General features: G+C 67.4%; 20 protein-coding genes. 6 read left to right on the top strand and 14 right to left on the bottom strand.

The features are described from left to right. Nucleotides 1–50: 50 nt before the first annotated feature. The 3 genes from pncA (at nt 51) to pncB (ending at nt 4,525) form a co-directional block, all read left to right on the top strand. Complete coding sequence (gene pncA / locus CHB86_RS18375; protein WP_089234564.1) at nt 51–653, top strand: bifunctional nicotinamidase/pyrazinamidase; 603 nt, start codon at nt 51–53, stop codon at nt 651–653. Nucleotides 654–755: 102 nt separating this feature from the next. After that, nucleotides 756–3,140 (top strand): hybrid sensor histidine kinase/response regulator, encoded by a 2,385-nt coding sequence (locus CHB86_RS18370; protein WP_089234563.1) that lies wholly within the window; start codon nt 756–758, stop codon nt 3,138–3,140. Nucleotides 3,141–3,232: 92 nt separating this feature from the next. Continuing rightward, nucleotides 3,233–4,525, top strand: coding sequence for a nicotinate phosphoribosyltransferase (pncB, locus tag CHB86_RS18365; protein ID WP_089234562.1), 1,293 nt, complete (start codon nt 3,233–3,235; stop codon nt 4,523–4,525). A gap of 4 nt (nt 4,526–4,529) precedes the next feature. Here the strand turns inward: pncB and CHB86_RS18360 are convergent, their stop codons facing one another. From CHB86_RS18360 to dapD, 11 genes are all read right to left on the bottom strand, one after another. Beyond that, nucleotides 4,530–5,465: a phosphotransferase enzyme family protein gene (locus CHB86_RS18360; protein WP_141134928.1), complete on the bottom strand. Its 936-nt coding sequence runs from the start codon at nt 5,463–5,465 to the stop codon at nt 4,530–4,532. After that, the gene (locus CHB86_RS18355) at nt 5,462–6,727 is read right to left on the bottom strand and encodes an aspartate aminotransferase family protein (protein WP_089234560.1); all 1,266 of its coding nucleotides are present in this window, start codon (nt 6,725–6,727) and stop codon (nt 5,462–5,464) included. Before CHB86_RS18355 ends, CHB86_RS18360 begins: the two co-directional genes overlap by 4 nt. 5 nt (nt 6,728–6,732) lie before the next feature. Next, the gene (arfB, locus tag CHB86_RS18350; protein ID WP_089234559.1) at nt 6,733–7,155 is read right to left on the bottom strand and encodes an alternative ribosome rescue aminoacyl-tRNA hydrolase ArfB; all 423 of its coding nucleotides are present in this window, start codon (nt 7,153–7,155) and stop codon (nt 6,733–6,735) included. A gap of 347 nt (nt 7,156–7,502) precedes the next feature. Next, nucleotides 7,503–8,135: a queuosine precursor transporter gene (locus tag CHB86_RS18345; protein WP_089234558.1), complete on the bottom strand. Its 633-nt coding sequence runs from the start codon at nt 8,133–8,135 to the stop codon at nt 7,503–7,505. A 90-nt stretch (nt 8,136–8,225) separates the two neighbouring features. Continuing rightward, complete coding sequence (locus CHB86_RS18340; protein WP_089234557.1) at nt 8,226–9,116, bottom strand: esterase-like activity of phytase family protein; 891 nt, start codon at nt 9,114–9,116, stop codon at nt 8,226–8,228. After that, nucleotides 9,089–9,982: a penicillin-insensitive murein endopeptidase gene (gene mepA, locus CHB86_RS18335; protein WP_089234556.1), complete on the bottom strand. Its 894-nt coding sequence runs from the start codon at nt 9,980–9,982 to the stop codon at nt 9,089–9,091. The genes CHB86_RS18340 and mepA overlap by 28 nt, the downstream gene beginning before the upstream one ends. After that, a complete protein-coding gene (locus CHB86_RS18330) occupies nt 9,946–11,319 on the bottom strand; it encodes an MFS transporter (protein ID WP_089234555.1) in 1,374 nt (457 codons plus the stop codon). The genes mepA and CHB86_RS18330 overlap by 37 nt, the downstream gene beginning before the upstream one ends. A gap of 96 nt (nt 11,320–11,415) precedes the next feature. Then, nucleotides 11,416–11,979: a hypothetical protein gene (locus CHB86_RS18325; protein WP_089234554.1), complete on the bottom strand. Its 564-nt coding sequence runs from the start codon at nt 11,977–11,979 to the stop codon at nt 11,416–11,418. A gap of 156 nt (nt 11,980–12,135) precedes the next feature. Next, nucleotides 12,136–12,483 (bottom strand): hypothetical protein, encoded by a 348-nt coding sequence (locus tag CHB86_RS18320; protein WP_089234553.1) that lies wholly within the window; start codon nt 12,481–12,483, stop codon nt 12,136–12,138. 42 nt (nt 12,484–12,525) lie between these two features. Beyond that, nucleotides 12,526–13,524, bottom strand: a complete 999-nt coding sequence (locus CHB86_RS18315; RefSeq protein WP_089234552.1) for a hypothetical protein — start codon at nt 13,522–13,524, stop codon at nt 12,526–12,528. Nucleotides 13,525–13,729: 205 nt separating this feature from the next. Continuing rightward, the gene (gene dapD, locus CHB86_RS18310) at nt 13,730–14,569 is read right to left on the bottom strand and encodes a 2,3,4,5-tetrahydropyridine-2,6-dicarboxylate N-succinyltransferase (RefSeq protein ID WP_089234551.1); all 840 of its coding nucleotides are present in this window, start codon (nt 14,567–14,569) and stop codon (nt 13,730–13,732) included. A gap of 166 nt (nt 14,570–14,735) precedes the next feature. Between dapD and CHB86_RS18305 the strand changes: the two genes are divergently transcribed. The 3 genes from CHB86_RS18305 (at nt 14,736) to CHB86_RS18295 (ending at nt 16,838) form a co-directional block, all read left to right on the top strand. Beyond that, entirely contained in the window at nt 14,736–15,587 is an 852-nt protein-coding gene (locus tag CHB86_RS18305; RefSeq protein ID WP_089234550.1) for an LOG family protein, read from the top strand. 2 nt (nt 15,588–15,589) lie between these two features. Further along, a complete protein-coding gene (locus tag CHB86_RS18300) occupies nt 15,590–16,237 on the top strand; it encodes a class I SAM-dependent methyltransferase (protein ID WP_089234549.1) in 648 nt (215 codons plus the stop codon). 76 nt (nt 16,238–16,313) lie between these two features. Further along, nucleotides 16,314–16,838, top strand: a complete 525-nt coding sequence (locus CHB86_RS18295) for an HdeD family acid-resistance protein (protein WP_089234548.1) — start codon at nt 16,314–16,316, stop codon at nt 16,836–16,838. A 37-nt stretch (nt 16,839–16,875) separates the two neighbouring features. Here CHB86_RS18295 and rlmN read toward each other — a convergent pair whose 3' ends face one another. The 3 genes from rlmN to CHB86_RS18280 form a co-directional block, all read right to left on the bottom strand. Then, entirely contained in the window at nt 16,876–18,063 is a 1,188-nt protein-coding gene (gene rlmN / locus CHB86_RS18290) for a dual-specificity RNA methyltransferase RlmN (protein WP_089234547.1), read from the bottom strand. A 263-nt stretch (nt 18,064–18,326) separates the two neighbouring features. After that, entirely contained in the window at nt 18,327–19,466 is a 1,140-nt protein-coding gene (gene dapE, locus CHB86_RS18285; protein WP_089234546.1) for a succinyl-diaminopimelate desuccinylase, read from the bottom strand. Nucleotides 19,467–19,511: 45 nt separating this feature from the next. Then, nucleotides 19,512–20,072, bottom strand: a complete 561-nt coding sequence (locus CHB86_RS18280; RefSeq protein WP_089234545.1) for an acyl-CoA thioesterase — start codon at nt 20,070–20,072, stop codon at nt 19,512–19,514. Nucleotides 20,073–20,082: the final 10 nt, after the last annotated feature.

Here is a 20,082-nt window from a genome sequence, read left to right as displayed (position 1 = left end):
TTGACCGCGGGCCCCAGCTTGCCTAGCCAAGGGGGCAGGAGGTGTCTGCCATGACCGAAGCCCTGATCGTGATCGATGTCCAGAACGACTTCTGCCCCGGCGGCGCGCTTGCCGTGCCCGGCGGCGACGAGATCGTGCCTGCGATCAACGCCATGCTCCCCGACTTCCCGGTGCGGGTCTTCACCCAGGACTGGCACCCGGCGGATCATGGCTCCTTCGCCTCCCGGCATCCGGGCAAGAACCCGTTCGAGGTGACGGAGATGCCCTATGGCGCGCAGGTGCTCTGGCCCGACCATTGCGTGCAGGGCAGCAAGGGCGCCGAGTTCCACCCCGATCTCCTGACCGATCCGGCGGACCTGATCATCCGCAAGGGGTTCCGGCGCGAGATCGACAGCTATTCCGCGTTCTTCGAGAACGACCACGAAACCCCCACCGGTCTCGACGGCTACCTGCGCACCCGCGGGGTCGAGCGGCTGCGGATGGTCGGCCTGGCCACCGATTTCTGCGTCCACTATTCCGCAGTCGACGCGGCACGGCTGGGCTACGCGGTAACGGTCGACCTTCCCTGCTGCAGGGCGATCGACCTCGATGGTTCCCTGGAAGCGGCCCTCGATTCCATGCTCGACGCCGGAGTCGTGCTGGACGGCCGCTGATTGCCCGGGTCGGCGGACATTAAGCAAACGGGAACCAGTTTCTGGTTTCCTGCCTGCCGTGGCCGCAGCCAGACCGCTGCGCTTTGACCGGACGGAGAGGGAATGGACCCGAGAACCGAGGCTGCAGACCGAAGCCTTGCCGAATTTCGCGCCAGCCGTAGCGTCGAAGGCCGCTTCCTGTCCTATTGTCGCGGTCGCTCGCGGCACTTCTGGACGCGCCAGATGCTCGTGGTCGTCTGCTTCCCGATCTTCCTGACAATGGCCGACATCGGCACGACACTGCTGATCGCGGCGATCGTCGTTCTCGGCGATGCGCTGGATTGCGCGGTCCTCAGGCACTACGGCAAGCGCGGCACGATGGGCGCCGATTATGCCCGGGCCGAGGCCGTCACCACCCTGACGGGCGGGTTTCAGGCCCTGACGCTGACCCTGTTCGTGGCGCTGGTGCACCGGCTCGGCGGACATGACGCGCAGACCCTGGCGGGCGCGCTCTGCATGGCGGCGCTGCTGGATGCCTCCATGCTCTACGGCCTGCACGGCAAGGCTGCGCTGGTCCGGATCGCGACCTACAGCGCGACGCTCGCGCTGATCCTGATCTACGCGATCATTGGGCCATTCGGGGGCGACAGGGCAAGCTATTACGACGTGTCCGCCGCCTTGCTCATAGGCTATGTGGTCTGGGCCTTCTCACGGCACCTGCACAAGACACGCCAGCGCCGAAGCGTCATGCAAATGGCCACTCTGGAGAGCGCGCGCGACCTTGCCCACGCCAACGTCGCCCTGGAAAGCTCCCGGCAGACCACCCGCCGCCTCGCCCACGTTGCGGAGCGCGCCAACGACAGTGTCATCATCAGCGACAGCGACGGTCTCATTTCCTGGGTGAACCGCGCCTTCACCGAAGTGACCGGGTACAGCTTTTCCGAAGCTGTCGGGCGCAACGTGAACTTCCTCAACGGCCCGGAGACCAGCGAAGCGGCGATCAGGAAATTGAACACCGCGCGGGCGGAGCGCCGGCCCGTCCGGGTCGAGATCATCAACCGGCACAAGGGCGGTCATCCGATCTGGGTCGAGGTCAGCATCGCGCCGGTGTTCGACGATTCCGGCGAGCTGGAACACATGGTGAGCGTGGAGCGGGACATCAGCGAGGCGAAGCGGCGGGAGCACGCGGTGGCGGCAGCCCGGCAGGCGGCCGAGGACGCCGTACGCGCCCGCCACAATTTTCTCGCCACCATGAGCCACGAGATCCGCACCCCGATGAACGGCGTGATCGGAACGGCCGATCTGCTGCTCGAGACCCCGCTCGACGAGGCGCAGCGCACATTGGTCCGGACGATCACCTCCTCCGGGGAGGCGCTGCTCGCGATCGTCAACGACATCCTCGATTTCTCCAAGCTCGAATCCGGCCGGCTCGACGTGGTCGCCGAGCCGTTCTCGCCGGAGCAATGTCTGCGCCACGCGGTCGAACTGGTGTTCCCGCTGGCCGAGGCCAAGGGGCTGGAGCTGAGCCTGGTCCTGCCGCAGAACCTGCCGGCGCGCGTGATCGGCGACGACGGGCGGTGGCGGCAGATCCTCCTCAACCTGCTGAGCAACGCCATCAAGTTCACCGAGGACGGGTTCGTCCGCGTGGAGGTCAGCCTGCGCATGGACGGCACCCAGTGCCATTTCCTGATCTCGATCCGCGACTCCGGCATCGGGATCGAGATGGAGCGGATCGACCACATCTTCGACAGCTTCACCCAGGCCGACGCCAACGTCGCTGGCCGGTTCGGCGGCACCGGGCTCGGGCTCTCGATCTCGCGCCTTCTGGCCGAGGCGATGGGCGGCGAGATCTCGGCGGAGTCCCGGCCCGGCAAGGGCTCGGTCTTCCACGTCTCGCTGAGTGTGCCGGTCGCCACCACGGTCGAGACGACCGCGCCGAGGCTGCCCGAAGCGCCCCCCGTCCCGGATGCGGCGGAACTTGCCGGGCTGGTCGTGCTGGTGGCCGAGGACAACAGGACGAACACGCTGCTCATCGACAAGATGCTCTCGGCCATGGGCCTGGAGACGGTCTTTGCCGTGAATGGCCGCGAGGCGGTGGATCTGTTTGTCCTGCGCCGGCCGGATATCGTGCTGATGGACATGCACATGCCGATCCTCGACGGGCTGGAGGCAACCCGAGAGATCCGGGAGAGGGAGGCGCAGGACGGCGACGTCCCGACCCCGATCATTGCCCTGACCGCGAACGCCTTTCCCGAGGACCGCTCGATGTGCCTTCTGGCCGGGATGGACGACGTCGTGACCAAGCCGTTCCGCAAGCACGACCTGCACATGGCGCTGCTGGAAGCGCGGGGGCGCCGGCGTGCCCGGACAGCACCGCAGGAGACCGGCGACATCCAAAACGTTGCCGCCACGGCGCGTCGACCCGAACCGGCAAGGGAGGCTTCCGACGCGAAGGTCGCAGGCTCGGCCGGCGCGGCTCCACCGGCTCGCGTCGGATCGCTCCGCTAGGCCGAATGGCCGCGGCAGGCACCGGGTGACGGCCCCTTTTCTTCGGCGCCCTCGAAAGATAGCCTGCACCGCAGCAGCGCAACGGGGGCTTCATGATCGACATCGCCACGCGGGTGTGGAACCACAAGTGGAAGATCGACCCGATTGTCCGGTCGATGATCGACACCGATTTCTACAAGCTTCTCATGTGCCAGTCGGTGTTTCGCAACAAGCCGGACGCGCGCGTCACCTTCTCCCTGATCAACAGGACCAAGGACGTGCGGCTCGCCGAACTGATCGACGAGGGCGAACTGCGCGAGCATCTCGATCACATCCGGTCGCTGTCGCTGTCCCGGGGCGAAAGCACCTGGCTGCGCGGCAACACCTTCTACGGCAAGCGCCAGATGTTCCGCCCCGACTTCATGGAGTGGTTCGAAGCGCTGCGCCTGCCCGACTACCACCTGGAGAAACGCGACGGGCAATACGAACTAACCTTCGAGGGCAGCTGGCCCGAGGTCATGCTGTGGGAGATCCCGGCGCTCACCGTCCTGATGGAGTTGCGCGGCCGCGCGGTCCTGAACCGGATGGAGAAGTTCGAGCTGCAGGTGCTCTACGCCCGCGCCATGACCAAGCTCTGGGAAAAGGTCGAGCGCCTGCGCAAGGTGCCCGCGTTGCGCATCGCCGATTTCGGCACCCGCCGCCGGCATTCCTTCCTGTGGCAGGATTGGTGCGTGCAGGCGCTGATCGAAGGCCTGGGCGACACCTTCATCGGCACCTCCAACTGCCTGATCGCGATGCGCCAGGAGGTGGAGGCGATCGGCACCAATGCGCATGAACTGCCGATGGTCTACGCAGCGCTCGCCGAGACCGACGAGGCGTTGGCAAAGGCGCCCTACCGGGTGCTCGAGGACTGGCAGGAGGAGCACGAGGGCAACCTGCGGATCATCCTGCCCGACACGTTCGGCACCAAGGGCTTCCTGAAACGCGCGCCGCATTGGCTGGAGAGCTGGACCGGCATGCGGATCGACAGCGGCGACCCGGCGACCGGCGCCGAAACCGCCATCGAGTGGTGGAAATCCCGTGGCGAGGATCCCCGGAAGAAATTGGTGATCTTCTCCGACGGGCTCGACGTGGAAAAGATCCTCGAGCTGCACCGCCAGTTCGAGGGCCGGGTCCGGGTGAGTTTCGGCTGGGGCACCCTGTTGACCAACGATTTCCGCGGGCTGGTGCCGAACGACGCGCTGCGCCCGTTCTCGCTGGTCTGCAAGGCGGTCAGCGCCAATGGCAATCCGACCGTCAAACTCTCCGACAATCCCAACAAGTCGATGGGCCCGGCCGACGAGGTTGCGCGTTACAAGCGGGTCTTCGGCGTGGGCGAGCAGGAAGCGCTCGAGGTGATCGTCTGACCGCCTACCCGCCGAGATAAAGCCGCGCCGCGGCAAGCGCCCGCTCGGCATAGAGCCTCTGGCGCGGGTCATCGTGCGGCGCCCGGTCGACGATCCAGCCGGCCGTCGCCAGCCCACGGATCAGCACGAACATCGCGAGGTCGCCGCGCAGCGGCGCGGCGTCGGGTCGGCGGGACAGGTAACCCTCCAGCAGCGCCTCGGCGCGCCTCTCCCATCCCGGTAGGTCGATCTGCTGGATCAGCGCGGTGGCGAGGTCGTAGCCGCGATATCCGAACCCGCTGTCGTCGAAATCGATCAGCCACAGCAGCGCACCGTCGTCGAGCACATTCTCCCGCAGCGTGTCGGCATGGATCAGTCCCACATCCGGATGCGAAACGGCGGCGAGCTGCCGGCGCGCCGCATCCCGTGCTTCCGCGAGCAAGGTGCGCTCCGCGTCGTCCAGGGCGGGATTGAGCCAATGGCCGCCCCACCGTGGCACCTCGCCGATCAGGTCGTCCCGCTTCCAGGTCCGGCGCGGCACCGGGCAGAGGCGGAGCCTGTCGGCGGCCGAATGCAGGTCGGCGAGGGTGGCGCCGAGCCGGTGATGCTGCTGCACGGGGTCGCCCGGCGCCTCGGAAAGAGGCGGTGCATCGATCCAGGCCACGGCCGAAACGAGCTGCCCCTGGCAGTCGACCGCCAACTCTCCGGCAAGGGTGCGACGCGGTGCGGGGCAGGCGACACCTGCCTCGGCAAGCGCCTCCGTCCAGGCCAGTTCCGCGCCGACCGCGACCGGATCGACGTTGCCTTGCCGGTGCAGCCGCAACGCCACCCGGGTACCGTCCGCGAGCCGAAGGTCGAACACGGTGTTCTCGCGCTGCGCAACCAGCCTCGGCGTGCCACGGCATCCGCCCCAGGCCACCGCCGCCGCCTTGGCAATCGCGGTCATCCGATCAGCGGTCACGCGGGCATCCCGTCCAGCACGTCCGCCAGCGTGGCGGCGAGCATCTCTGCGTTGTCGCGGGCAAAGACCATCGGCGGGCGCATCTTGAGGATGTTCATCTTCCGCCCGATCCGGTTGAGAAGGACCCCTCGTTGCCGCATCCGCTCCACGACCTCCTCCGCAAAGTCGGTCGCGGGCGCGCCGTCTTCCAAGACGAATTCCACGGCTAGGAACAGCCCGAGTCCGCGCACCTCGGCGATCCGTGGGTGAGACAGGCCCCGCAGCAGGCCGAACGCATGGGCGCCAACGTCCCGCGCGTTTCCGACCAGGTCTTCCGCCTCGATCACCTCCAGCGTTGCCAATGCGGCCGCCGCCGAAACCGGGGTCCCGCCAAAGGTGTTGAAATAGCCGAAGGCGCCACGGAAAGCTGCCATCACGTCGGGGCGGCAGACCACCGCGGCCACCGGATGACCGTTCGCCATCGGCTTGCCGAGCGTCACCACGTCCGGCGCGAACCCCATGTGCGCATGTCCCCACCACGCGCTCCCGAGCCGCCCGAAACCCGGCTGCACCTCGTCGCAAAGCACCAGGCCGCCGGCCGCGCGGACCACCGCGATTGTCGGGTCGAGAAACCCCGGCGGCAGCACCGGCAGCCCCTCGTTGGCAAAGGCCGGGCAGAGCATGAAGCCCGCGAACCCGTGCCCCGCCTCCTCCAGCTCCGCGATGGCGCGGGCAACTTCGGCGGCGAAAGCCTGCGCCTGCCCTTCCGGCGATCCGCCCACCGGATGCAGGCTGTCGGGCGCAGGCACCAGCCGCACGTGGCCGGGATAGCCACCGATGGGTGGCCGGCGCGTGGAGAGCTGGCTCGTGGCGCGGGTGTTGCCGTGGTAGGTGTTGTCGGTGGCGATGATCCCGGTCTTGCCGGTCACGGCCTCCGCCATCCGCAACGCGACGTCGTTGGCTTCCGACCCCGTGCACACCAGGATCGTCTGGGTCAGCCCATGATCGAACCGCGCCGTGAGCCGGTCGAGGTAGTCCAGGATCCCCTCGTGCAGGTAGCGCGTGTGAGTGTTCAGAATGCCGGCCTGACGGCTGATCGCCTCCACCACGCGCGGGTGGCAATGCCCGACATGCGGCACGTTGTTGTAGCAGTCGAGATAGCGCCGGCCGTCGGCATCCCAGAGCCAAACGCCCTCGCCGCGCACGATGTGCACCGGGTCGCGGTAAAACGTCGGCACGTTCGGCCCCATCAGCCGAAGGCGGCGCTCGGCAAGGCTCTCCATCTGCGTCATTCCTCGTCCGACACCTTGCCGCGCAATGCCTTGACCGAGCCGCGCCGGGTCTTGGCGTCGACCCGCCGGCGTTTCGATGCCAGCGTCGGCCGGGTCGCGATGCGGCGTTTCGGCCGTTGCGTCGCCTTCAGGATGAGCTCTGCCAGCCGTTCGCGGGCGATCTCCCGGTTGCGGGCCTGGCTGCGCGTATCCTCCACCCGCAGGATCAGCGCGCCATCGGCTGTCCACCGCCGGCCGGCGAGCTTGCGCAGCCGGGTCTTCACCGGATCCGGCAGGTTCGGGCTGCGCGCGGCCTCGAACCGCAGCTCGACGGCGGTCGAGACCTTGTTAACGTTCTGTCCGCCGGGGCCCGACGACCGGACGAACTGCTCCGTCAGCTCCCAATCCTCGATTGCGATGTCGTCCGTGACCCTGAGCATGGCACCGTCCTTTCCAGTGCTTCCTTAGGCCAGAATGCCGATGACGCGCCAGTCTCGGAAAAGGGGCCTCCGTTGGCGCGGGGGCAAACGCGCCAGGTCCGCGACGTCCGGCAGGCGTTGCCCGGACACGAAAAGAGCCGTCTCCCGGTCGGGAAACGGCTCTCCGAGCTATCTTGGAGGTGAGGTGTCATGGGCGCATAAGCCCGTCGGAAGACTACCTCGAAGGCTGCCTCAGTGGCGCGTCCTTCCGAATTTCACGACACCACTCTCCAGCATTACTCTCGACACTGGATCACCTCCTTTCAGTTGTTTCTGTCCCCTTCAGCGTGACACAGAACGCTTACCTGTCAATGAATTTCCGCGCGGGCAGGCGACAAGCGCTGAACGATGAGGCGAAACGGGATCAGGGCGATCAATGCGAGGGCAAGCTTGACAGACCAGTCGGCGATGGCGAGCGAAGCCCAGAGCGGTGCAACCGGTCCGGCGCCCAGCAGCGGCAGCGTTTCCTGGGCCCAGAGCGGCGGGTTGGCGGGCTCCATGCCGTTCAGGGCGGCGGAAAAGGCGATGCTGAAGAACAGGGCGGTGTCCAGCGTGGAGCCGACGAGCGTGGAGGCCAGCGGCGCACGCCACCAGCGCCCTTCGCGCATGCGGTCGAAGATCGCCACGTCCATCATCTGCGCGGCGAGGAAGGCTGTGCCGGAGGCGATCGCCACCCGCAGCGTCACCAGCGGACCGAATTCGCCGTGGATCTGGCTGCCGATCAGCGAGCAGACCACGCCCACCACGAAGCCCGCGAGGACGACCCGGCGCGCCGCGGAGGGGCCGTAGAGCCGGTTCATCAAGTCGGTCACGAGGAAGGCGAACGGATAGGTGAGCGCCCCCCAGGTCAGCCACTGGCCGAGGAGGTGCTGCACGAGGATGTTGGAGGCCACCACGATGGCGGCCATGGCAAGAATGCCGGGAAGATGTTTGCGCGTCATGAATCGGATGCCCGTTTTGACAAGGTTGCGGCGACTTGTCCCCGGTGGGGAAAGACCGCCTCTTAGCGGTCCGGCGCCTGTTCGGCAAGATCAATCGGGCAGGATGGCTTCGACGATCTCGCTGCGCAGGAAGGGCAGGAAATTGTCGTCGGAGACCATGACCGCCCGCAGCCGGCCGTCGGGATCACGCCAGATGCCGATGCCTTCGAGGTTGTCATGCCGCCCGACCGGCGAGGAGAAGATCGTCTCGCCCGGCTTCACCTCCGCCGGGTCGGAGAGGTCGAAACGGCGGATCCGGCTCGCGAAGCCGATGGCGACGAACTTCCGTTCGAGGAGGTAGAGCCGGCCGTCCGGCCCGAAATCCGCCCCCACCGAGCGCCAGAGCCCCTCCTGCTCCAGCGCGAACGGCTGGTCCCAGCGGTCTCCGGCATGGCGGAAGACCGGGTAATCCTCCCAACCTTCCGGCAGGTTCTCGGGGATCGCCAGAAGCGCGCCGTCCGGGGCGGTGGCGACGGCCTCCAACCCCTTGTTGTTCTCGAGCTCGAGAAACGCACCCGCCTGGTCCAGCCGCGTCGCCCGTGCATGGGGATCGTCGTAGAGCCAGACCCGGTTCATCCCCTCGTAGGATATCGCGAGCGAGCCGTCGGACGCGATCGAGATCCCCTCGGAATCCGAACCGAGAAACAGGTTCTCCGGCGTCCGCTCGCCGGCGATCGTCCAGGGTGCCTCGGCCTCGATACCAACGAGCTGACCGTTCTGTCGGAGCAGCCGGCCGCGGGTGATCAGGCCCGCGTCGCTCACCGCCCAGAAGGTTGCCCCGTCGTCGGACACGTCGATCCCGGACCAGCCGCCGAAGAGCTCCGCATCGCCATGCCAATCCACGCGGGTCACCGTCGCGGGCGCGTGGCTGCGCGCCGCGACGCCTGCGACACCGGCCAGCGCGACGAGCAGCGTCAGCGCGAGGCGAGGACGGCGCCGCATTGGTTGGGCAGATCGGCCATCGTGAAGTCACGCGCGCCGCGTTTCTTCGGTGCGGGCGCTGCGGGCTTGGTGGATTTCGGCGGGTTCAGGTAGTCGGTCACCCACCACTGGAGCGAGGCATCGCACCCGGTCCCGCCCTTGGAGAGCTCGTTGACCGAGGGGCTCTGGGTGACGCAGCCGCGCGCCCCTTTCGGGCACTTCAGACGCACGTGGAAATGGTAGTTGTGGCCATAGATCGGCCGGATCTTCTGCAGCCATTTCGCGTCGCTGCGCTTCGCCGTCTTGCAGAACTCGATCTTCACCGGCGGCGTGACGAAAATCCGGTCGACGCGCGGGTCCATTGCAGCGCGCTTCAGGATGGCGGCATGGGCGGGCGTCCAGTTGCCGTTGACGCTGCGCTGGTCGGAGGAGCGCACATCGATGGAAGAGATGTTCTCCCGGTCACGGCGGCTGAGGCGCAGGTTGGTGGCCGGCTTCATCCAGATATCGGCGTCGAGCCCGATCTGGTGCGAGGAATGCCCGGAGGTCATCGGCCCGCCGCGCGGTTGCGAGATATCGCCGATATAGAGCCCCTGCCAGCCAACCTTCGTCGCAAAGGCAGAGAGGTCCTGGAGGAATTCGATCATCACCGGCTGGCCCCAGTTGCGGTTGCGCGACAGCCGCATCGCCTGCCAGGTCGGGCCGGTCTCGGGCAGCTCGACGTTTCCGGCGGCGCAGCCCTTGGAATAGAAGCCGATCGGTTGCGACTTCTGCTGCGAAGCGGTCGGCTTTGCGCCAAACAACTGATTGGCCTTGGGTTCTGCGGCCGCAGGCAACGCCAGAAGCCCGATCAGGGCGCCGGCGAGGATTGTGCGGATGGTGGACATGCTGCTCTCTCCCCATCTGGTTTTACCCAGTGTAGCAGGATCAGCCCCAACAAAAAAAGGACTATCAGCGGGCTGATTCCCATTTGTTGGGAGCCGCTGACGTCGGTGACGAGGCCGATGGAGAGGGGGGCGAGGAACGAGGTCGCCTTGCCCGCCAGTGCGTAGAGCCCGAAGGCCTGCGTCATGCGTTCCGGGTCGCCCTGCCGACACATCATGGTCCGGCTGGCCGACTGGAGCGCGCCGCCCGCCGCCCCGATGGCCGCGCCGAGGGCGTAGAAGGCGACGTCCGGAAGGCGCGAGTCCGGTGCCAGGGGAACACCGAACAGCTCCTCCCGCGAGACGAAGACCATCGACACGCAGATCGCGGTCAGCAGAAGGACGCAGATCGTGATGACCGGTTTCGGCCCGAAGCGGCTGTCGGCGCGGCCGCCGATCCAGGCAAAGACCGCGGCGCTGATGACAGCGAGGATCCCGAAGACGCCGGTGTCGACGACGCTCCAGCCCAGCACGCCCGCCGCGTAGAGGCCGCCAAAGACGTAGAGGCCGTTGAGCGCGTCGCGGTAGAACATGGAGGAGCCGAGGAAGGCGAAGAGCGAGGGCGCCGATGGCAATTGCCGGAGGGTCGAGCGAAGCTCCGGCCAGGCATCGCGCGCGGCCTGGCGAAGCGGTTCGCGGGCGTGTCCCGGCAGTTCGCGCACCCAGAGGAAGAACGGGACCATGAAGACGACGTACCAGAGCGCCGTGAACGGGCCCACGAAGCGCGTGCCCTCGCGGGCCGCGGCGTCCAGCCCGAACGCGGGCGCCCATCCCAGAAGCGTCGTTCCGGCGGCGCTCTCGGCGAAGAATAGCAGCATGATCACCAGCGAAAGCAGCCCGCCGACATAGCCGAAGGCCCATCCGCTGCCGGAGATCCGCCCGATCTCGTCGTGCTCTCCAAGGTCCGGCAGCATCGCGTTGGTGAAGATCGTCGCGAATTCCATCCCGACCAGCCCGAGGCCGAACAGGAGGAGGACCAACGTCAGGTTGGTGGTGCCGGGTTCCGCCAGCCAGATGCCGCTGGCGCCGAGGACATAGAGAACCGAGAAGGCCGCGACCCAGGCCAGCCGGTGCCCGCCCTTGTCGGCCATGGCGCCGAGAAAGGGCGCGAGCAACGCGATCAGGGCGCCGCCAAGGCCGATGGTATAGCCCCACGCGGCCTGCGCGGCGGCGCCGTCGTCCAGCAGTTCCTTGACGTAGGGCGCGAAAATAAAGGTGAGGAGCAGCGTGTTGTAGGGCTGGCTGGCCCAATCGAAAAAGAACCATCCCCAGATGCGTTTCCGATGGGAGGTGGTGACCATTCGCTGTCCTGCCCTGCCGCTGGCGCCAGCCTTCGGCTTAGAACAACCGGCGATCACCGGCAAGCTGGCCCGCGTCCGCCGCCCGTCGGACCGCTATCAGCGCGTGATGCGGAGCACCTTGCGTTCGGCAACCGGCGTACCGAAGGTTGCCTGGTGCGGGTCCGCATCGGATTGCTCGGGAAACACGCTGGCGATTTCCGGTGTGGTGACATCTGCCACGCGGAGGATGCGGGGTTGCCGTGCGGGTTCCGGGGGCGTGGCGACGGCAACCTTGCGTTCCACGGTTTTGGAACGCAGGAGCACCCGCTGGGGAACTGTCGGGGCAATGTCCGCCTCCGGAAGCGACGGGCGGGCGCGGAGCGCGCGATGGTCCGACGCGGATGCGCGCACATCGACCGGCGCCGCCTGCGTCGGGACTTGGCCGGTGGCGGAGCTGGCAAGCGCCAGTTCGGCCGGTCCGTTCGCAGGGTTGGCCTCCGATCTGGCCGGGGCATCCATGACGGGATCGGGCTCCGACGCGTTGGAAGGATAGTAGTGGGCCAGATCGATGTCGGCGGGATCCGTGATGGCGACGGGGAACAGGAACAGGGTCAGTCCGAGAAGTCCCGTGGTCACGACGCCGCCGCCGAGAAGGGCATATGCGAGATTGAATGGGCGCATCTTGAGCTCCGAGGTTTCGGTTCCCGTCAAGCGTGACACGCGCTTTGGGCAGCAATGGGGCACCAAGCCGAACCAATGCGGTCACGGCGCCATACTGTTGCCATTCGGGTTAAAAGCCGCTTACCGGCCCTGAAACCTGGGCGAAAAACCGCCGGATCAGTCGAAGAACGGGGTCATCTGGGCCACGATGACCGAGTTCTCGGCCAGCGCCCGGGCCATGAGCTCGCGTTCCTCGTCCGGCACCTCGTGGCCGTCGGCCAGCCGCTCTTCCAGCGTCCCGTAGCCGGTGACGTCGAGCGGCGCCAGGTCGGCCTGTTTCAGGATCGCAACGGTCTCGCGCACCGCTTCCGCCTCGTCGACGCCCGAGGCGTAGCACATCAGCGCCGCGCCGCTCGCGCCCTCGGGCAGGCCGTCGCCGTCGTGCCGGCCGACCTCGACCAGCAGCGTGTACACCTCCTGCGGGCGTTTCTTCTTCTTCGGTGTATCGGGGCTCGTGTCGCTCATGTTGCGCGGCTTAGGCGCTTTGGCGGCGGTTGCCAAGCCCCGCTAGAGCCGGGGTCGCCGGCCCGCACCATCGGGGCGGCGCGGCTGGTAGGAGGCGTCGAGCACCGGCAGAAGAGGCAGGCGGCCGGCGTTCTCGGGACTGGCGTGGATCTGAGGCATCGGCACCCAGTGCGGATCGGTCTCGTAGAGGTGCCGGAGTCCACCGAGGATCGCGCGCCCTTCGGTCTCGGGAAGGGCGAGCCAGACAGGGGCCATCTCGGACCAGAGCGTGATGCCGAACCAGCCTTCGTCGTCGCCGGTCATCAGGGCCTCGGAGAGAAGGAGCGCCGTAGCGGCAGCCAGGAGCGGCGTTTCGGAGTAGCTCGCGAGCGCCAGCAGCGGCGGAAAGAGCGGGCTGTCGCCCGTGAGCGGCTCGACGGAGATGCCGGCGAGCAGGGCGTGCAGGTGTCGAAGCGCCGGTTCCGCCCCATTGCCCGGCAAGGTCCGTTCGACCGCCTCCGCCAATGCCGTGGCCTCGGTGCGGGACAGCCCGATCAGGTCGCGGCGCAAGGCGTCCAGCCCCAGGGTCACCCGCATCTCGGGCGGCGGGAGATCGGCGCAGCGCACCCGGCCGATGGCACTGCCGGCCAGGAAACCCTGCACGATGGCCGCCCGGTCGGCCGGCTCCATCGCGAAGTAGACGGTCCGAAAGGCGTCCCAGTAGGAGCCCAGGTCGTCATGGCCGAGCCCGTCCTGCAAGCGGTCGGCCAGCAGCACGGCGGTCGCGCAGGCAAACGCCCGGAGGTCGCGCTCCGGCTGCGTCGCGGTCAGCAGCAGGGCGTCGCGCAGGGGCAGGTCGTCCGCGGTTTCCAGCCGGCACCCCTGTCGCAGGATCACCCGGCTCAGGGCACGCGCGTCGGCACCGCGTTCGCTGTCGCTCGGCGGCAAATGCGCGACGATCCCGCGGATCGCCGCTTGCGGCTGACGTCCGGCAGCCGCTCTCAGGTCCATGATCGCCTGGAGCGCACGGAAGCCGAGAAGGGGTGGGTTGGGTGCCTGCATGATTGTCTCGAATGCAAGGCAAATTCGCCGGAAAGATGGCGGATTATCTTGGAATAAAGGTCATTTTCGGGAAGCGCCCCGGATTGAACGTGATCGCGCGACAATCTCGCCGCATGCCGCACAAAATGTCGAAAAGCGGCCCATTGTGTAAACACAAGAAACAGCGGGCCAGTCGTGGTCGGCTGGCCCGCCGCAATATCCGGGGTCAGTCCCGCAGCAGCTCGTTGATGCCGGTCTTGGAGCGGGTCTGGGCGTCCACGCGCTTCACGATCACCGCGCAGTAGAGGTTCACGCCGTTCTTCGACGGCATGGAACCGGCGACGACGACGGAATAGGGCGGCACTTCGCCGTACATCACGTCGCCGGTCTCACGGTCGACGATCTTGGTGGACTTGCCGATGAAGACACCCATGCCGAGCACCGAGCCCTCGCGGACGATGCAGCCCTCGACGACCTCGGAGCGGGCGCCGATGAAGCAGTTGTCCTCGATGATCGTGGGGCCTGCCTGCATCGGCTCCAGCACGCCGCCGATGCCGACGCCGCCCGACAGGTGCACGTTCTTGCCGATCTGGGCGCAGGAGCCGACGGTGGCCCAGGTATCGACCATCGTGCCCGCGTCGACATAGGCTCCGAGGTTCACGAAGGAGGGCATCAGCACAACGCCGGGCGCGATATAGGCCGACTTGCGGACGATGCAGTTGGGCACCGCGCGGAAGCCGCTTGCCTTCCACTCGTTGTCGCCCCAGCCCTTGAACTTGCTGTCGACCTTGTCCCACCAGTGACCGCCCTGCGGGCCGCCGTCCTGCTGCTCCATGTCCTTGACGCGGAAGCCCAGCAGAACCGCCTTTTTGGCCCACTGGTTGACGTGCCAGTCGCCGCTCTCGAGCTTCTCGGCCACCCGCAGCGTGCCGCTGTCGAGCGCGGCGAGCGTGTCCTCGATCGCTTCCAGCGTCTCGCCGCCAGTGTGCGGATTGATCGTGTCCCGGATCTCCCAGGCAGCTTCGATGGCAGCTTCGAGCTGTGCGTTGGTCTGAGCGGTCGACATCGGCGGCCCCTTTCGCGTTGATCTCGTATGTCGGGCCGAGCCTATACGTGGCGAAGCGCCTTGAGGCAATCGCCGCGGACACCCCGCCCCGGACCGCCCGGGCATTTGACTTTCCACTCCCGCGCCCGCGGGCTAGCCTTGGCCCGTTCATACAGGAAAAGGCGCAATGAAAGACGACCAGTCCAAACGATCCTTCCGCGATGCTCAGGAGGACATGCGCTCCACCTTCGGGCAGCCGGATACCGAGCAGACCCTCTCCCCCGCCTATCGCCTCGCCTATGACGATCTGGATTTCATCCTGCGCGACGAGCTGCGCCCGGTGCGCCTGCAGCTGGAGCTGCTGAAACCCGAGATCATGATGGCCGAGCAGAACGTCCAGTCGACCATCGTGTTGTTCGGCGGCGCCCGCATTCGCCCGCCGGAGGAGGCCGACAGCGCCCCCACGCCCCAGATGGCCGCGATGAGCCATTTCTACGACGTCGCGCGCAACTTCGCGCGGATCATGACCGAGCGCAGCCTGGCGAACTCCGGCGGCCGGGAGGACATCATCGTCACCGGCGGTGGCCCCGGCGTGATGGAGGCGGGCAACCGCGGCGCGGCCGATGCGGGCGGCAAATCCATCGGGCTCAACATCGTTCTGCCGCACGAGCAGGCGCCGAACGAGTGGGTCACGCCGGAGCTCTGCTTCAACTTCCACTATTTCGGCATCCGCAAGATGCACTTCCTGATGCGCGCCCGCGCCATCGCCATCTTTCCCGGCGGTTTCGGCACCATGGACGAGCTCTTCGAGGCGCTCACCCTGATCCAGACCGGCCGGATGCGGCAGGTTCCGTTCCTGCTCTTCGGGCGGGAATTCTGGGAGCGGGTCATCGATTTCGAGGCGCTGGCCGAGGTCGGGACGATCAGTCCCGAGGATCTCGACCTGTTCCGGATCGTCGAAACCGCGGAGGAGGCGGTGGCGGCGATCGACAGCTGGAATGGCGCCGGGCTCAAGAGGGATGTCGTTCCGGGGAGGTAGGAGTGGCCGGCAGGCGCGGACATTGGGAGGAGATCTACCGGTCCAGGGCCGAAGACGACCTGGGCTGGTACGAGGCGGAGGCTGCGCTTTCGCTGGAGCTGATCGCGGCACATGCGCAGCCGGGCGAGGCGATCATCGATGCCGGCGGCGGCCGGTCGCGGCTGGTGGACGGCCTGCTCTCCCGTGGCCTTGGCCCGGTCACGGTGCTCGACCTCTCGGCGACGGCTCTGGAGGGCAGCCGGACGCGGCTGGGCGCGCGCGCCTCGGAGGTCGAGTGGATCGAGGCCGACATCACCGAATGGCAGCCGACGCCCGACCGCCACTGGTCCATATGGCACGATCGGGCCGTGTTCCACTTTCTGACAGAGCCCGCGGATCGCGCGCTCTACGTCAACGCCATGCGTGCCGCCCTGACGCCCGGAGGGCTCGCGATCATGGCGACCTTCGCCGAGGATGGTCCGGAACGCTGCGCCGGCCTCGCGGTTCGGCGATGGTCGTCGGAGGGTCTGGCCGCCGAATTGCACCGGATCGCCCCCGATCGGTTTGCCCTGATCGAGGGCCGGCGCCACGTGCACCTTACGCCCTCGGGGGTGGAGCAGCCCTACCGGATCACCGTGCTCCGACACCACGACGGTGGGCGGATTTCCTGAATCCAACGGGAATTGTTGATTTTTTGGGCGTTTCGGCGCACGACTTTGACAGGTTTCCAGATTGGGGAGGGAATAGATGACCAATCGAATCCTGTGGATCATCATGGCGCTGCTGGCCATCGCCGGCGGTATCTTCGCACTGATGAATCCGTTTGCCGCGAGCCTTGCAGCGACGACGATCGCTGCCTGGATGTTCCTGATCTTCGGCGTGCTGCAGGTGATTGCCGGGTTCCGCGTGCCCGGCGCCGGGGCCAAGATCTGGACGTTGCTGATGGGCGCGCTCGCGATCTACCTCGGCATCACGATCCTGGGGCATCCGCTGCGGGGGATGGTGACGTTGACCGTGATGGTCGGCATCCTGTTCCTGGCCGGGGGTATCACCAAGATCATCCTCGCCTTCTCGCTCGAGGACCGGCGATTCTTCTGGGCGATCCTGCTGTCCGGTGTCGTGTCGGTGATCCTCGCGGTGATGGTCTTCACCAACTTCCCGCAATCCGCCGCGGTGGTGCTCGGCATCCTTCTGGGCGTCGAACTGCTGTCGGACGGTGTCTGGTCGCTCGCCATGGCGTTGAGCAGCGACGGCCAGGAAGCCGAGAGCTGATCTTCCAGCCCGCGTCGCGGGCCCTCGGGCCCGTGGCTCAGGTGTTCAGCCCGGCCTCCGCCGCGATCTCGGCGCGCGTCTTGCGTGCCCGGTCGGTGGCGGATTTCAGCTGGCCGCAGGCGGCCATGATGTCCTCGCCGCGCGGGGTGCGGATCGGGCTGGCGTAGCCGGCCTTGTAGATGATGTCGGCAAAGCTCTCGATCCGCTCCCAGTCCGAGCGTTCGTAGGGCGCGCCGGGCCATTCGTTGAACGGGATCAGGTTGATCTTGGCCGGGATGCCCTGGATCAGCTTCACCAGGCGGCGGGCGTCCGCGTCCGTATCGTTCACGTCCTTGAGCATCACATACTCGAAGGTGATCCGCTCGGAATTGGACAGCTTCGGATAGGCGCGCAGCGCGTCCAGCAGCTCGGCGATCTTGTACTTGCGGTTGATCGGCACCAGCTTGTCGCGCACCTCGTCGGTGGTGGCGTGGAAGCTGACCGCCAGCATGCAGCCGATCTCCTCGGCGGTGCGCGCGATCTCCGGCACGATGCCCGAGGTCGACAGCGTGATCCGGCGGCGCGACAGCGAAATGCCCTCGCCATCCATCACGATGCGCATCGCGTCCCGGACCGATTCGAAATTGTAGAGCGGCTCGCCCATGCCCATCAGCACGACATTCGAGATGAGCCGCGTCTCGTCCTTCGGGTTGCGCCCCGGCTCCGGCCATTCGCCCAGGTCGTCCCGCGCCAGCATGACCTGGCCGACGATCTCGCCGGCGGTCAGGTTGCGCACCAGCTTCTGCGTGCCGGTGTGGCAGAACGAACAGGTCAGCGTGCAGCCGACCTGGGAGGAGATGCAGAGCGTGCCGCGATCGGCCTCCGGAATGTAGACTGTCTCAACCTCGTGGCCGCCAGCGATACGGACAAGGTACTTGCGCGTGCCGTCCGCCGATACCTGCCGCGACACCACTTCGGGGATCTCGATGGTGAACCGCTCCGCCAGCTCGGCCCGGTAGGTCTTGCCGAGGTTGGTCATGGCGTCGAACTCGCGCACGCCCTTCTGGTAGATCCACTGCCAGATCTGGTCGACCCGCATCTTCGCCTTGTTCTCGGGCGTCCCGCCCGCGATCAGTGCCTCTCGCAACTGCGGACGGGTCAGCCCGACCAGGTTGATCCGGTCGGTCTCGGGCAGCTTGCGGGCAATGGTCACAACGTCCTGCGTGATGGGGGCGCTGGCGGGCATGGGGCAGATCCTTCGGGGTTGAAGCCTCGCATATACATAATCCGGCGATCCATTCCAAGAGGCAGGCCGCGCCCGGCTTTCGCACGGCAGTCCTTCCCGATCCGGCGGGTCTTGGTATTTCTGCCAAGAAGATCTGAAAGCCTGCGCCTTCTTTCTGGCAACAAATACCCCGCATCCCCGCTGCACTGTCCGCGCAGGCGCTCCGGCCCTTGCATCGGCTCTGAGCCGGCGTGTCCGGCAGCCGCGTCGGGCCGGGTGCGGTCTCAGGCGAAATAGCGCTCGAGGATACCGGTGTAGATCGCCTTGAGCTGCCGGATCTGCTCCACGGGCACCCGCTCGTCCACGGCATGCATGGTCTTTCCGACGAGGCCGAATTCGACGACCGGGCAGTGGTTCTTCATGAAGCGGGCATCCGACGTGCCGCCGGAGGTCGAGAGGGCGGGGCGGCGGCCGGTTCCGGCTTCCACCGCTTCGGCCACGATCTCGGAGAGCGCGCCGGGCGGTGTCACGAAGGCGTCGCCGGAGCTCTGCGCTTCCATGTCGATCTCGACACCGGTTTCCTCGGCGACACGATCCGCTTCCGATTGCAGCCAGCCGGTGAGGCTCGCGGCGTCATGAAGGTCGTTGTAGCGGATGTTGACGGTGGCGCGGCACGTGGCCGGGATCACGTTGGTGGCCGGGTTCCCGGTGTCGATCGTGGTCAGGGCAAGCGTCGAGGGATCGAAATGCGGCGTCCCCTCGTCCAGCCCATACACCGAGAGGCGGGCGGCCAGCATGGCGATGGCGGTGACCGGGTTCCTTGCCCGGTGCGGGTAGGCGACGTGCCCCTGCACGCCGCGCGCGGTGAACCGCGCGGTGAGCGAGCCGCGGCGGCCGATCTTCATCATCTCGCCCATCTCTTCGGGGCAGGTGGGTTCGCCGACCAGGCAGACAGACATGGCCTCGCCGGTCTCGGCCATCCAGTCGAGCAGGGCCGTGGTGCCGTCCCGGGCGTCGCCCTCCTCGTCGCCGGTGATCGTCAGCAGGATTGCCCCGTCCGGCGGCGCATCGCGGACGAGGTCGACCGCCGCGGCGACGAAGGCCGCCACACCGGATTTCATGTCGACCGCGCCGCGCCCCCAGAGCACGCCATCCTTGATCTCGGCGCCGAAGGGATCGGCGCTCCAGGCGCCGGCATCGCCGACCGGGACCACGTCAGTATGGCCGTTGAAGCCGAAGCTTCGGGCGTGGCCCTTTGCACCCCAGCGGGCGAAGAGGTTGGGGGTGCCGTTGCGGTCGACGCGGGTGCAGTCGAACCCGGCCTCGCGCAGCAGCTCTTCGAGCAGGACCAGCGCGCCGCCTTCCTCGGGGGTCACCGAGGGGCAGCGGACGAGAGCGGCGGTGAGATCAACGGGGTCGGTCATGGAAGGTCCTCGGGGCAGTGCCTCGCTGGCCTAGCCGCTTTGACCTCAGGCTGCAATCTCGCGGGCGGCGGGTTCGGCCTGCATGGGCGGCCAGGGCCGCTCCGCCTCGGCCGCGATCCAGGCCCGGATCCAGTCCGGCAGCGGCGGGCTCTCGGGCGCGGCGTCGAGCGCGGCGGCGACCTGGGCGGTCCGGACCAGCCCGTTGCGGTCGGTGATCGCCATGCGCAGGAGCCCGTGCGAGCAGCACTCGCCATTCCGCCACATCGCCTGCTCGGCATAGAAGAACTTGTCGTCCCATCCGACCATCCGCGTGCGCAGCTCGTAGCGGTCGAAGGCGCGCACCCGCTTGCGATAGCGGAACGAGGAGCCGGCGATCGTCCCGCCCCAGCGGTTCTCCCGCATCAGGGGCACGATCCCGATCCGCTCGAACAGGACCACCCGCCCGAGATCATAGAGCGTCAGCGTGCGGCCGTTGTTCAGCTCCATCCACGGATCGATGTCCCACGGCCAGCAGATATGTTGGGCCACATGCGTGCCGGTCAGCGGCAGCCGGGGCGCGTTGCGGTGGCGGATCACTTCCTTGACGAGGCGGATGACGGGATACATGCGCGGCTCC

The sequence above is a fragment of the Tropicimonas sediminicola genome, from assembly GCF_900188335.1.
GTDB lineage: Bacteria > Pseudomonadota > Alphaproteobacteria > Rhodobacterales > Rhodobacteraceae > Tropicimonas > Tropicimonas sediminicola.
This window is presented reverse-complemented; position numbering and strand designations above follow the sequence as displayed.